The following is a 13,535-nucleotide window of genomic DNA, read 5'->3' as shown; positions in this document are numbered from 1 at the left end:
TAAGGTCTCCCGCGCCTTCAAAAAACATTGGTCCGGAACCCTTAGGCCTCAAGACGCGCGCATTGTAACGCTAAATATGAGACGAGCAATATTCTTGCGTGGCGGGGTTTTCCAGCATTGCAACCGCCTTTTGCGTGCGACTTTCCACGCATGGCGCAACCAGGTTGCAATCTCATCTTTTGCAGCAGTTGCACCATTACGCGACGAGGGGTTTTTTCAATGGGTGAAGATGCTCCGTCCGGTTATCGGACCTGCGGGCTAACCCTTAAGGGATTTAGAAAAAAGTGTTGAATCCGCAGCAGGCCCGGACTAGGAATTTACGCTTGGTTCCAGATGTGCGAGCAGGGTTCCGTGCTCCTTGGCAATCTTTAGTGCACGCGAAAAAAAAGCGCCCGGAGGCGCCTTTTTCTTGTACGGCTTCGCCGCTTTACTGCGGCAGCGACAGACCACGCGGCAGCGGGAACGCGATGGTTTCTTCGATGCCTTCCAGCGAACGCACGCTGCGTACGCCGAGTTCACGCAAGCGCGCGATCACCGCCTGCGCCAGCACTTCCGGCGCCGACGCGCCCGCCGTCACGCCGATACGCTTCTTGCCTTCCACCCATGCCGGGTCGATTTGCGTCGGCGAATCCACCATATAGGAGGGAATGCCGCGCTTCTCGGCCACTTCGCGCAGACGGCTGGAATTCGAGCTGTTCGGGCTGCCGACGACGATCACGACATCGCACTGTGGCGCGAGGAACTTGACCGCGTCCTGGCGATTCTGCGTCGCATAGCAGATGTCCTGCTTCTTCGGTTCCTTGATGTCGGGATACTTGCTCTTCAGCGCGTCGATGATGGCCGAGGCGTCGTCGACGGAGAGCGTCGTCTGCGTGACATAGGCGATACGCTTCGGGTCGGGCAGGTCGAGCTTCAGCACGTCCTCGATATCCTCGACGAGATGCATGCCCTCGCCGGACTGCCCCATCGTGCCTTCGACCTCGGGATGCCCCTTGTGGCCGATCATCACGATGTCGAAGCCTTCCTGGCGCATCTTCGCCACTTCCATGTGCACCTTGGTGACGAGCGGACAGGTGGCGTCGAACACTCGCAGGCCACGCGCTTCGGCTTCACCGCGAACGGCCTTCGAAACGCCGTGCGCGCTGAAGATCAGCGTGGCGCCTTCGGGGACGTCGGCGAGATCCTCGATGAAAATCGCGCCCTTCTTGCGCAGATCCGCGACCACATAGGCGTTGTGCACGATCTCATGACGCACGTAGATGGGCGCGCCGAACAGCTTGATGGCGCGCTCGACGATCTCGATCGCGCGGTCCACGCCCGCGCAGAAGCCGCGCGGCTGCGCGAGCAGGATTTCGACGTCGGTCTGAACTTCGTTGAGGCTTTCGGTCAGGCTCATGGCTTACAGGATTCCGATGATTTTCACTTCGAAGACGAGCGCCTGGCCCGCCAGCGGGTGATTGAAATCGAACAGCGCGGCCGTCTCGCTCACTTCCTTCAGCACGCCCGCGTAGCGCCCGCCGTTGGGCGCGTTGAATTCGACGAGATCGCCAGGCGAAAAATGCTCGCCGATCATGCTGTTCTCGCGCAGGGTCGCGAGCGACACCCACTGGACGAGTTCCGGATTGCGCGGGCCGAACGCCTGCTCCGGCGCTAGCCGAAAGGTCGAATGGTGGCCGACCTTCAGGCCCAGCAAAATCTCTTCCAGTGGCTCGGCGAGTTGCCCGGCGCCCAGCAGCAGCGTGGCGGGCTTGTCGGAGAAGGTGTTGACGACGTCCGCACCATCGGCAAGCGCGAGCCGGTAATGAAGCGTGACGTGCGAACCGGGTTTCACCTGGGAGATATCGATGATGCTCATGAGTATTGGATCTAGCCGTTCAGTCGGATGCGGACGGCGGCCCCCGCTTGCGGCGGCACGCCGGCAGCAAGCGGCGAACCGCGCGGCGCCGGGGCATTGCGGGCGCCAAAACCGCCATTGTAAGACAGAGTTGTGTCGGGACGCGTCACGCGGCTTCGGCTTGCGTGCGTTCACGCGCGTGACAAAAAGTCTCGATACGGGATTCAAACCGCGTTCCAGCAGGCGTCCCGGCCGCATCGGCACGGGTGCGCGCGGTGCATTCCGGTGAGCGCCGTCAAGTTGCGGCTCGTCCGCACGCCGCCCTGCCTTCAGCCGCCAACCGGGCACGAGCACGACCCGACGCCGGCCCTCACGCCTATCCGCACCTGGGCCCGCGCCGACCGGCCGCGCGAACGCCTGCTCGACGCAGGCCCGACATCGCTATCGGACGCGGAATTGTTCGCATTGTTCCTGCGTTCCGGCGTGCCGGGGTCGACTGCCATCGATCTCGCCCGCCGGCTTCTGCGCCGCTTCGGTTCGCTGCGCGGCGTGCTGGACGCGTCCGCCGGCGAACTCTGCGAGGAACGCGGCATCGGGCCGGCGCGCGCCGCCACGCTGCTCGCGGTCTCCGAACTGTGCCGCCGGGCGCTGGCGGAGCGAACCCGCGAGCGCGAGGTGCTGAATTCGCCGGGTATCGTCGAGGATTACCTGCGGCTGTCCATCGGCACGAAGCCTTACGAAGTCTTCGTCTGCCTCTATCTGGATGCACGCCACAAGCTGCTGCTCGCCGAGGAATCGGCGCGCGGCTCGCTGACGCGCGTCGCGGTGTATCCGCGCGAGATCGTGCGGCGGGCGCTGACGCTCAATGCAGCAGGATTGATCGTCGCGCATAATCACCCGTCCGGCGGCGTCGAGCCCAGCGCCAACGACCGCGCCCTGACCCGCACGCTGCACGACGCGCTCGCCCTGGTCGACGTGCGCTTGCTCGATCATCTCGTGGTCGCGACCAATGAAGTGCTTTCGTTTGCGCGACGCGGCTGGCTGTGACTGCGCTCCTGACGCGCCGCGCATCCCAAAAGGTTTGATAATGCAGCGTTTTTTCTGCTAGAATCCTCGTTTGCTTTTTTCCACCAGCCTGTTCTGAGTAACGGTGAACTGAGCGTAGTCCTCATTGGCATAACCGTGCTGCCAAATCCCCGATGGGCAAATCGGGCGATCAGAGGCATCGAGAGGTAAAGGAAGGAGAGGAACAGTTTCCTCGAAACCCAATATCAATCGGGCGTTCGACTCAGACTTAACGTGTATTAGGAGTGTCCTCATGGCACGCGTATGCCAAGTAACTGGGAAAGGCCCGATGTCGGGCAACAACGTTTCCCACGCAAACAACAAGACCAAGCGTCGTTTCCTGCCGAACCTGCAGAACCGCCGTTTCTTCGTTGAAAGCGAAAATCGCTGGGTCCGTCTGCGCGTCTCGAACGCCGGTCTGCGCCTGATCGACAAGAACGGTATTGACGCCGTGCTCGCAGACCTGCGCGCACGCGGTGAAATCTAAGGAGCACGCACATGGCCAAGGGCGCACGCGACAAGATCAAGCTGGAATCGACCGCAGGCACGGGTCACTTCTACACGACGACCAAGAACAAGCGCAACATGCCGGAAAAGATGGCGATCAAGAAGTTCGATCCCGTCGTCCGCAAGCACGTTGAGTACAAGGAAACCAAGATCAAGTAAATCTTGATGTTGAGAGCCTGAACGAAGACACCGGAAAGCCCCGCCATCGCGGGGCTTTTTGTCGTTCTGGCGCCTGCTTTTCATCCGTTTTTCACACACTCGTGCGCGGGTTTTCGCTGTCCCTCATTCTCCCCGCGCGCTATGCTTCCCGGCTATCGATCGGCGACCAGTAATCGGACGGAGAAGCGGCAGCATGAATTTCGATGTAGTGATCGTAGGAAGCGGACTCGCGGGCCTGAGCGTCGCGTTGAATCTGGCCGAAACGCGGCGCGTCGCGATCCTCGCCAAACGCGCGGCGAACGTGGGCGCGAGCGACTGGGCGCAAGGCGGCATCGCGGCCGTGCTCGATTCAGGCGATAGCGTCGACGAACATGTCGGCGACACGCTCGTCGCCGGCGGCGGTCTGTGCGACGAAGCCGCCACCCGCTTCATCGTCGAGAACGGGCGCAAGGCGATCGAATGGCTGATCGAGGAAGGCGTGCCCTTCACCCGCGACCTGTCCGCGGAACTCGGCTTCCATCTGACGCGCGAAGGCGGCCACAGCCATCGCCGCATCATCCACGCCGCCGACGCCACCGGCCACGCCGTCGTCACCACGCTCGGCGAGCGCGTAAGGCGCCATCCGAACATCACCGTTCTCGAAGATCATCAGGCGATCGACCTGATCACGTCCGACCGGCTCGGCCTGCCCGGGCATCGCTGCCACGGCCTGTACGCGCTGGACGTGAGTACCGGCCGCACCGTGACGCTGCAGGCGCCTCATACAGTGCTCGCCACCGGCGGCGCGGGCAAGGTCTACCTCTACACGACCAATCCGGACACCGCCACCGGCGACGGCATCGCCATGGCCTGGCGCGCGGGATGTCGCGTTGCGAACATGGAGTTCATCCAGTTCCATCCCACTTGCCTGTTCCATCCATACGCCAAGTCGTTCCTGATTTCCGAGGCCGTGCGCGGCGAAGGCGGCATCCTGCGCCTGCCCGACGGCACGCGCTTCATGCCGGCGCACGACGAGCGCGCCGAGCTCGCGCCGCGCGATATCGTCGCGCGCGCGATCGACTTCGAAATCAAGAAGCGCGGCATCGACTGCGTCTATCTCGACATCAGCCACCAGCCGCGCGCCTTCCTCGAAGAGCATTTCCCGACGATCCTCGCGCGCTGCCAGGAATTCGGCATCGACATCGCGAAGGAGCCGATTCCCGTCGTGCCCGCCGCGCACTACACCTGCGGCGGCGTCGTGACCGATCTCGCCGGGCGCACCGACCGGCCGGGGCTCTATGCGGTCGGCGAAACCTCGTACACGGGCCTGCACGGCGCGAACCGGCTGGCGAGCAATTCGCTGCTGGAGTGTCTCGTGGTGGGACGCGCGGCGGCGCAGGCCATCGAAGCCGACGGCTTTTCCAACGGCTGTCACGCCGAACTGCCCGACTGGGACGAGAGCCGCGTGTCGGACCCGGATGAGGAAGTGGTCGTCGCGCACAATTGGGACGAATTGCGGCGCCTGATGTGGAATTACGTCGGCATCGTGCGCACGGACAAGCGTCTGGCGCGCGCGCAGCATCGCATTGCCCTGCTGCGCGACGAGATCCACGAGTATTACGCGAACTTCAAGGTCAGCCGCGACTTGCTGGAACTGCGCAATCTGGTGGACGTGGCGTCGCTGATCGTGGAAAGCGCGTGCTCGCGGCGCGAGAGCCGCGGCCTGCACTACAGCCGCGACTGGCCGGAAACGCTGCCGAAGGCGCTGCCGACCGTGCTCACGCCGCCGACCGCCCGCCGCACGAGTCTTTAGACGAGGCGCATGGAGAAATCGGCCGCGCGCACGTCCTTCGTGAGCGCGCCGATGGAAATACGGTCGACGCCTGTTTCGGCAATCGCCCGCACCGTCTCGAAGTTCACCCCGCCCGACACCTCCAGCAGCGCGCGCCCGGCCGTAATGCGCACGGCGTCGCGCATGGCGTCGAGCGTGAAGTTGTCGAGCAGGATCGATTCCGCGCGATGCGCCAGCGCCGTTTCGAGCTGCTCCAGCGTTTCCACTTCGATCTGGATCGGCACGCCGGCCTGCAGCGCGAGCGCCGCGTCCATCGCCGCGCCCACGCCGCCCGCCGCCGCGATGTGGTTTTCCTTGATCAGAATGCCGTCGTACAGCGCGAGCCGCTGATTCGCGCCGCCGCCCACGCGCACCGCGTATTTCTGCGCGAGCCGCAGGCCCGGCAGCGTCTTGCGCGTGTCGAGAATGCGCGCGCGCGTGCCCGCGATGGCATCGACGTAACGGCTCGTCGCCGTGGCCACGCCCGACAGCAGTTGCAGGAAGTTGAGACCGTTGCGCTCGGCGGTCAGCAGCGAGCGCGCCGCGCCATGCAGCAGGACGACCGGCGTGTTCGCCGCCATCCGTTCGCCTTCGCGATACTGCCATTCGACCTCGATGGCCGGATCGACGCGGCGCATCACTTCGTCGAACCAGGGCACGCCGCACAACACCGCTTCCTCGCGCACGATGATGCGTGCCGTGCGGCGTGCGCCGGCGGGCACCAGACGGCCGGTGTGATCGCCGCTACCGACGTCTTCCTCGAGCGCATCGACGACATTGCGGGCCAGCGCCGCCTGTAACGCGTCGCCGTATTGCGCGCGGATTTCTTCGAAGATCGGGGACACGGACATCAGGCAGCTCCTACCTGGTTGAACAGCGACACGTCTTTCGCGAGGTCGCCGCTGGCCTGCACGCGCTTCTTGTGGCGCGCCGCGAAGTCGAGCATCCGGTCGATCGGCACGCGCGCGCGCACGCCAATGGCCGCATCGACGTGAATCTCGTTGTGACCGCGTTCGAGGACATCGGCGAGATTCGCCAGGCCGTTCATCGCCATCCACGGACAGTGCGCGCAGCTCTTGCAGGTGGCGCTGTTGCCGGCGGTGGGCGCTTCGATGAAGGTCTTGCCCGGCGCAGCCAGCCGCATCTTGTGCAGGATGCCGAGATCCGTCGCGACGATGAAACGGTGCGCGTCCATGCGCACGGCGGCGTCGATCAGTTGCGTGGTCGAGCCCACAACATCCGCGAGCGCCACGACGCCTTCCGGCGATTCGGGATGCACGAGGATCTTCGCGTCCGGATACTCGCGGCGCAGCAGATCCAGTTCGATGCCCTTGAACTCGTCGTGGACCAGACACGAGCCCTGCCACAGCAGCATGTCCGCGCCCGTCTTCTTCTGGATGTAACCGCCCAGATGGCGGTCCGGCGCCCAAAGAATCTTTTCGCCACGCGCGTGCAGGTCGGCGACGATTTCGAGCCCGATCGACGAAGTCACCATCCAGTCCGCGCGCGCCTTCACCGCGGCGCTGGTGTTCGCATAGACGACGACGGTGCGGTCCGGATGGGCGTCGCAGAAGGCGGAGAATTCATCGGCGGGACAGCCGAGGTCGAGGGAACAGGTGGCGTCGAGATCCGGCATCAGCACGCGCTTGTCCGGGCTCAGGATCTTGGCGGTCTCGCCCATGAAGCGCACGCCCGCGACCACCAGCGTCTTTGCCGCATGATCGCGCCCGAAGCGCGCCATTTCGAGTGAATCGGCGACGCAACCGCCGGTTTCGTCGGCGAGTTCCTGGAGTTCGGCGTCGACATAATAGTGCGCCACCAGCACCGCTTCTTCCCGCTTCAGGAGCGCGCGAATGCGTTCCTTCAAGCGGCGCCTTTCATCCGGCGACGGCGCTTCGGCCACCCGCGCCCACGCTTCGCCCACACCGCAGGTCAGGCCTTGCGGCCGGTCATACTCGATGCTTCTGATCGCTTCCATGTCTCCGATCCCCACGCGCAACGGCTGCACGATCCGCTGCAAATCCGACCGCACAAAAACAAAGACCCCGCCAGAGCGGGGTCATGTGACGTCACGGAATTTTAACGGATAACGCGCGTCAGGCGTAGCGGCGCAGGCGCAGCGCGAAGTCTTGCAGAGCCTTGATGCCGCTCTCTTCCGCGCGGTGGCACCAGTCCTGCAACTGGGTGACGAGCTGTTCGCGGGAAGCGTTCGAGCGGTCCCAGATGGCAGAGAGGTCCTTACGCAATTCGATGAAGGTGCGCAGGCGCTGGTTGTCCGAGGTCAGTTCCGGAAGCTGCTTGAGCTGCGGCTCGTTCAGGCCGTCTTCTTCCTTGTGGAACCACTTGCGGGCGCCGCGCATCAGCTGATACTTCTCGCGCGCGCCGGCTTCCTTCAGCTTGGCGAGTTCCTGTGCGTACGCGCGCTTGAGCGCCTTGCCATAACGCGCCATCACTTCATAACGGTTCGACAGGACCGCTTGCAGCGTGTCCTGGTCGACCACGGCCTTGCTTGCGGCGAGCTTCGGCGTGGGCGCAACCTTCTTGACCTTGGCGAGACGCAGCGCCGACATGATGCGGATATACATCCAGCCGATGTCGAACTCGTACCACTTGCTCGAGAGCTTCGCCGACGTGGCAAAGGTGTGATGGTTGTTATGCAGTTCCTCGCCGCCGATCAGTATGCCGATCGGGAAGATGTTGGTGGACGCATCCGACGAATTGAAGTTGCGATAACCCCAGAAGTGCGCGAGACCGTTGACGACGCCGGCTGCCCAGAACGGGATCCAGATCATCTGTACGGCCCACACCGACAACCCGACGATGCCGAACAGCGCGACGTCGATCACCATCATGACGCTGATGCCGAGAATCGGATAACGCGTGTACAGATTGCGCTCGAGCCAGTCGTTCGGCGTGCCGTGGCTGAACTTGCGCATCGTTTCTTCGTTCTTGGCCTCGGTGCGATACAGTTCGGCGCCTTCGAGCAGCACCTTCCAGATGCCGCGCGTCTGCGGGCTGTGCGGATCTTCTTCGGTCTCGCACTTTGCGTGGTGCTTGCGGTGAATGGCGGCCCATTGGCCGGTGAGCATGCCTGTGGTCATCCACAGCCAGCCACGGAAGAAGTGGCTCGCGACGGGATGCAGGTCAAGCGCGCGGTGCGCCTGGCAACGGTGCAGATAGACCGTGACGCCCACGATGGTGATGTGCGTCATCACCAGCGTGAACAACAGAATCTGCCACCAGGAGAAGTCCAGCAATCCGTTGGCGAGAAAATCGAGGGAAGAATTCAGCAAGGCAATTTACCTGTGTAGCTGTGAAATTCGGAAAAAATGGCCGAAAAAACAGGTTTAAATCTGACGCTAAGCAGCCTGTTGGCCACGTGAAAGGATCATTCGCAAGTTCGATCGCATTCTACTGCAAGCGTTCCAAGTCTTTGTCCTAAAGGTGAATTTTTTGCATGTTAGCAAAACAAGAAAAAACTCACGCCTCGAACTGATGTTGTTTCCGGCTCCAAATCGACGATTCAGCCTACGAGCGGTACATCCGGACCGGGGATCACGCCGTCGGCGAAGCGCCCGTGCCGCGGCCTGCGGTATTAAGTACCGAATCGCCTGCGGCCGGCGCCGCGCCTTCGACAATCCGTATCTCGCGCTGTGCGTACGGGATTTCAATGCCGTGCTCACAGAATAAACGCCAAACCGCGCGATTCACCTGTGACCTTACGCCGCCCGTGCCCTTTGCGGCGTCGACGATCCAGAAGCTCAGTTCCAGATTGATGCCGTCCGCGCCGAAGCTCGCCAGCAGCGCAGCCGGCGCCGGATCCTGCAGGACGCGCTCGATGCCCTGCGTCGCATCGACGAGAAGCTGCATCGCGCGCTCCACGTCGCTGCGATAGCTCACCTGCACCGCAATCTTCGCGTTGCCGCGCGTAAGGTACGACGAATGGTTCTGCACCACGTCGGTGATCAGCTTTTCGTTCGGAATCAGTGTTTCGATGCCGTCCAGCCCGCGCACCACCGTATAGCGCGTGCGGATCTGCGTGACCGTGCCCTGGCTGCCGCTCACGTTGATCATGTCGCCGAGCCGCAGCGAGCGGTCCAGCAGGATGATGAAGCCCGACACGTAATTGCTCGCGATCTTCTGTAAGCCGAAACCCAGCCCCACGCCCAGCGCGCCGCCGAACACCCCGAGCACCGTGATGTCGATGCCGACGATCGACAGGCTCACCAGAATGGCCGCGAGGATCATCAGCGCGCGGCCGACCCGCGCCAGCACCACTTTCAGATTGGCGTCGAGCGAGCGGGCGCGCATCAGACGGTCGTCGAGCAGCGCGCCGGCCCACATCGCGACGATCAGCGTCACGCACACCCACAGCACGCCCGACGCGAGCGACAGCAGCGTCATGTGCGCATTCGCGACGTTGAAGCGCACGCTCGCCATCCAGGCGACGACATCGTCCTGAATGCCCATCACGGTCAGCGCCATCGTGACCCAGACGATCACCGTGACGAGTTTCTCGAACAGATAGAGCAGCGCGCCGGCGTCGTCCTCCGTCTCGCCGCGCCGGAACACGCGCCGCACGACGTAGAACATCGAATAGATGACGGCGATGCCGCACAGCGGCACCAGCGCGAGACGCAGGAACGCGGTGTGGATGAACGGCGCGAGCGCCACCTGCGCGATGGACACGAACACCGCGCCCAGCAGCGGGAACAGCGCCTTGTTGAGGCTCTCGGCGCCGAAGCGCACCGCCTCGAAGCGCGACTGGCGGCGCGCGTCGAGCTTCTTGCGCAAAATGCGCGCGCACCACCACGCCACCGCCAGCAGCCCGGCCAGCGCCGCGACCTGCCAGATCACCTGCGGCTCGCCGAAATCGCGCGACAACCGCGCGGTCAGTTCGGGCAGGAAGCGGGCGTCCATGCGCGCGGCGGCTTACGCCGGCTCTTCTTCGGCGGGCTTCTGCTTCTTCGACGCGTCCGGCACGCGTTCCAGCACGGCGGCGAAAAAGCCGTCGGTGCCGTGCTTGTGCGGCCACAGCGACAGATAGTCGCCCGTGTCCAGGTCGATGCGCTGCTCCGCGAGCACGTCGCGCGCGGGCACGACGCGGAAGTTCGGATGCGTCTCGAGGAACTGCTTGACGACGCCTTCGTTCTCCGCCTCGAGCATCGAGCAGGTGGCGTAGACGAGACGGCCGCCGTTTTTCACGAGGCGCGCGGCGCTGGTGAGAATCGACAGCTGCTTGGGCGTCAGTTCCGCAACCGAATCCGGCGACTGGCGCCACTTGAGATCCGGATTGCGGCGCAGCGTGCCCAGACCGGAACACGGGGCGTCGACCAGCACGCGGTCGATCTTGCCCGCGAGACGCTTGATTTTTGCGTCCTGCTCGCTGTCGATCAGCACGGGATTCACGTTGGACAAGCCGCTGCGCGCGAGCCGCGGCTTCAGCTTGGCGAGACGGCGGTCTGAGACATCGAACGCGTAGAGCCGGCCGGTCGAGCGCATCATCGCGCCGAGCGCCAGCGTCTTGCCGCCCGCGCCCGCGCAAAAGTCGACGATCATCTCGCCGCGCCGCGGCGCCATCAGCGAGCAGAGCAACTGGCTGCCTTCGTCCTGCACCTCGATCCAGCCTTCCTGGAACGGCGCGAGCCGCGTCAGCGCGGGCTTGCCGCCGACGCGCACGCCGAACGGCGCGAACGGCATCTCGCCCGCGTCGATACCGGCGGCGGCCAGCGCCTTCAGCACCTCTTCGCGGCTTGCCTTGATCGGGTTCGAGCGCAGATCGAGCGGCGCCGGATAGTTCAGCGCAGCGGCGAGCTGTGCAAGCTCCTCGGGCTCGAAACGCTTGCCGAGCGCCTCGTAGATCCACTGCGGCAGATTCGTGCGCACGCGCACCGGCAGGCTGGCCGGGTCGATCTTCGACACCTGCGCGAGCCATTGATATTCATCCGCCGACACGAACGGCTTCAGCGCCGTCAGGCCGGCCGTCTGCATCAGGCCGAGCAGCGCCAGGCGGCGCGCCTGGTTGCCGCTGCCGCTTTCCGCGAGATGCGAAAACTCCATTTTCCGGCGCAGCACCGCGAACACCGCCTCGGCGATCACGCCGCGCTCGCTGTGCCCGAGCTTCGGATGCGCGCGGAAGAAGCGGCTGGTCGCGGCATCGGCGGGGCCGGAGAAGCGCAGCACATCCGCCAGCAGCGTTTCGGTTTGTCCAATCAGAAATCCATGCAGCCTCATACGCCCTCCCCGGCAATGTCGGCAAAGAGCCATTGCGGCTCAGACGGCGTGAGAGCGACGCGTTCGCCCTCGATAGAAAGACGCCCCTCGATGAACCAGCGCACCGCGCGCGGGTAGATGACGTGTTCGACGGCCAGCACGCGCGCGGCGAGCGCGGCGGCGTCGTCGCCGGCGAGCACCGGCACGGCGCCCTGCGCGACGATCGGCCCGTGATCCAGCGTCGGCGTCACGAAATGCACGCTTGCGCCATGCACGCGCACGCCGGCGTCGAGCGCCTGCTGATGCGTGCGCAGTCCGGCAAAGCACGGCAGCAGCGACGGATGCACATTGAGCATGCGCCCGGCATAGCGTTCGACGAAAGCGTCGGTCAGCACCCGCATGAAGCCCGCCAGCACGACGAGATCCGGCGCGAAGCGGTCGATTTCCCGGGCAAGCGCCGCGTCGAACGACGCCCGGCTTTCGAACTGACGATGATCTACCACAATGGTTTCAATGCCGTTCGCCTGGGCGAAACCCAGGCCGGCGGCATCAGGCCGGTTTGCAATGACCGCCTGGACCCGGGCCGGCCAGCCTTCGCGCGCGCAGGCGCGCACGACGGCCTCCATGTTGCTGCCCCGTCCGGAGATCAGAATGACGATTTTCTTCATCCGCCGATTTTATCATCCGGCCGGGGAGAAAATCGTGCCAAAGAGGCCGGCGCGGGCGGCCGCGCGCGCCTCGCACAGGACGCCCCGCCGCCCCGCGCGCCCGTGCGCCGGCGCGAGCGTTTATAATCTAACGCTTTGCAGCATCTGCCCCTCATCGCTCAGCCTCACCGACCAACGCCTATCGTGAGAGTCTTTCGCGGCCTTCCCAATGCCGAAAGCCGGGCGCCCTGCGCACTGACCATCGGCAATTTCGACGGTGTCCATCGCGGCCACCAGGCGCTGCTCGCGCACGTCCGGGCAGCCGCCGACGCGCGCAACCTGCCCGTCTGCGTGATGACCTTCGAGCCGCATCCGCGCGAGTTCTTCAATCCGGCCGGCGCGCCGCCGCGCATCGCCATGCTGCGCGACAAGCTGGAGGCGCTGCGCACCAACGGCGTCGACCGCGTCGTGGTCGAGCACTTCAACAAGACATTCGCAAGCCAGTCGCCGGACACCTTCGTGAAGAACGTGATCGTCGACGGTTTGCACGCCCGCTGGGTCATGGTCGGCGACGACTTCTGCTATGGCGCGAAACGCGCGGGCGACTTCGCTTCGCTCAAGGCCGCCGGCGAGAAATACGGCTTCGAGGTCGAACGCATGGCCACCGTCGCGCATCCGAACGGCGCGCGCATTTCGTCGTCGTCGGTGCGGGCTTCTCTGGTCGCCGGCGATCTCGACGCGGCGCAAGTCGCGCTCGGACGTCCGTATGTCATCAGCGGGCACGTCGTGCACGGCGCGAAGCTCGGCCGCGATCTTGGCTTCCCCACGCTGAACCTGCCGATCGCGCACAAGCGTCCGGCGCTCGCGGGCATTTTCGTCGTGCGCGTGCACGGCCTCGCCGACGAACCGCTGCCCGCCGTCGCGAGCCTGGGCCTGCGCCCGACCGTCGACGACTCCGGCCGCGTGCTGCTCGAAGTCTTCGTGCTCGACTGGCACGGCGACGCCTACGGCAAGCTGGTGCGGGTCGAATTCCTGAAAAAGCTGCGTGACGAGGAAAAGTACGTGGACCTCGAAACGCTCTCGGCTGCAATCTCGCGCGACGTCGACAACGCCCGCGCGTATTTCGGCCTTCCGCCCGCCAGCAACGCGGGCAGCCGCGCCACGGGATTCGCCATTTCGGCGACTGACCGAATTAGGTGAGCGTGCGGCGCCCGCGTTGACCACGCCGGCGCCGCCCGCTGCCCCGCCTCCCGATTCATCGCGCGCGAGACAAGCGCCGCCTCACCGAATTCACCGAGTC

General features: G+C 64.7%; 13 protein-coding genes. 5 read left to right on the top strand and 8 right to left on the bottom strand.

Translation table 11 applies throughout. The features are described from left to right. Positions 1–427 precede the first annotated feature (427 nt). A complete protein-coding gene (ispH, locus tag QCE83_RS02660) occupies positions 428–1,396 on the bottom strand; it encodes a 4-hydroxy-3-methylbut-2-enyl diphosphate reductase (RefSeq protein WP_309807464.1) in 969 nt (322 codons plus the stop codon). A 3-nt stretch (positions 1,397–1,399) separates the two neighbouring features. Next, positions 1,400–1,855 (bottom strand): peptidylprolyl isomerase, encoded by a 456-nt coding sequence (locus tag QCE83_RS02655; RefSeq protein WP_309807463.1) that lies wholly within the window; start codon positions 1,853–1,855, stop codon positions 1,400–1,402. Positions 1,856–2,119: 264 nt separating this feature from the next. Here QCE83_RS02655 and radC point away from each other — a divergent pair, with 264 nt between their 5' ends. The 4 genes from radC to nadB all read left to right on the top strand — a co-directional run bounded on the left by radC (position 2,120) and on the right by nadB (position 5,357). Then, on the top strand, positions 2,120–2,881 hold the full coding sequence (gene radC / locus QCE83_RS02650; protein ID WP_404984111.1) for a DNA repair protein RadC: 762 nt from the start codon (positions 2,120–2,122) through the stop codon (positions 2,879–2,881). Between the two features lie 271 nt (positions 2,882–3,152). Beyond that, on the top strand, positions 3,153–3,386 hold the full coding sequence (gene rpmB / locus QCE83_RS02645) for a 50S ribosomal protein L28 (protein ID WP_008351171.1): 234 nt from the start codon (positions 3,153–3,155) through the stop codon (positions 3,384–3,386). Positions 3,387–3,397: 11 nt separating this feature from the next. Further along, positions 3,398–3,565: a 50S ribosomal protein L33 gene (gene rpmG / locus QCE83_RS02640; RefSeq protein WP_006478046.1), complete on the top strand. Its 168-nt coding sequence runs from the start codon at positions 3,398–3,400 to the stop codon at positions 3,563–3,565. 193 nt (positions 3,566–3,758) lie between these two features. Beyond that, on the top strand, positions 3,759–5,357 hold the full coding sequence (gene nadB / locus QCE83_RS02635) for an L-aspartate oxidase (RefSeq protein ID WP_309807461.1): 1,599 nt from the start codon (positions 3,759–3,761) through the stop codon (positions 5,355–5,357). Here the strand turns inward: nadB and nadC are convergent. The 6 genes from nadC to purN all read right to left on the bottom strand — a co-directional run bounded on the left by nadC (position 5,354) and on the right by purN (position 12,256). Next, positions 5,354–6,226, bottom strand: coding sequence for a carboxylating nicotinate-nucleotide diphosphorylase (gene nadC / locus QCE83_RS02630; RefSeq protein ID WP_309807460.1), 873 nt, complete (start codon positions 6,224–6,226; stop codon positions 5,354–5,356). The two genes, nadB and nadC, sit on opposite strands and share 4 nt — an antisense overlap. After that, on the bottom strand, positions 6,226–7,353 hold the full coding sequence (nadA, locus tag QCE83_RS02625; RefSeq protein WP_309807459.1) for a quinolinate synthase NadA: 1,128 nt from the start codon (positions 7,351–7,353) through the stop codon (positions 6,226–6,228). Before nadA ends, nadC begins: the two co-directional genes overlap by 1 nt. 118 nt (positions 7,354–7,471) lie before the next feature. After that, positions 7,472–8,668, bottom strand: coding sequence for an acyl-CoA desaturase (locus QCE83_RS02620; RefSeq protein ID WP_309807458.1), 1,197 nt, complete (start codon positions 8,666–8,668; stop codon positions 7,472–7,474). Positions 8,669–8,930: 262 nt separating this feature from the next. Next, positions 8,931–10,295: a mechanosensitive ion channel domain-containing protein gene (locus tag QCE83_RS02615; RefSeq protein ID WP_309807455.1), complete on the bottom strand. Its 1,365-nt coding sequence runs from the start codon at positions 10,293–10,295 to the stop codon at positions 8,931–8,933. Between the two features lie 12 nt (positions 10,296–10,307). Further along, positions 10,308–11,609, bottom strand: coding sequence for an RsmB/NOP family class I SAM-dependent RNA methyltransferase (locus tag QCE83_RS02610; protein ID WP_309807453.1), 1,302 nt, complete (start codon positions 11,607–11,609; stop codon positions 10,308–10,310). Continuing rightward, positions 11,606–12,256, bottom strand: coding sequence for a phosphoribosylglycinamide formyltransferase (gene purN / locus QCE83_RS02605; RefSeq protein ID WP_309807451.1), 651 nt, complete (start codon positions 12,254–12,256; stop codon positions 11,606–11,608). Before purN ends, QCE83_RS02610 begins: the two co-directional genes overlap by 4 nt. Before the next feature lie 183 nt (positions 12,257–12,439). Here purN and QCE83_RS02600 point away from each other — a divergent pair, with 183 nt between their 5' ends. Then, positions 12,440–13,435: a bifunctional riboflavin kinase/FAD synthetase gene (locus QCE83_RS02600; RefSeq protein ID WP_309807450.1), complete on the top strand. Its 996-nt coding sequence runs from the start codon at positions 12,440–12,442 to the stop codon at positions 13,433–13,435. Positions 13,436–13,535: the final 100 nt, after the last annotated feature.

It is taken from the genome of Caballeronia sp. LZ034LL, assembly GCF_031451215.1.
Classification (GTDB): Bacteria; Pseudomonadota; Gammaproteobacteria; order Burkholderiales; family Burkholderiaceae; genus Caballeronia.
This window is presented reverse-complemented; position numbering and strand designations above follow the sequence as displayed.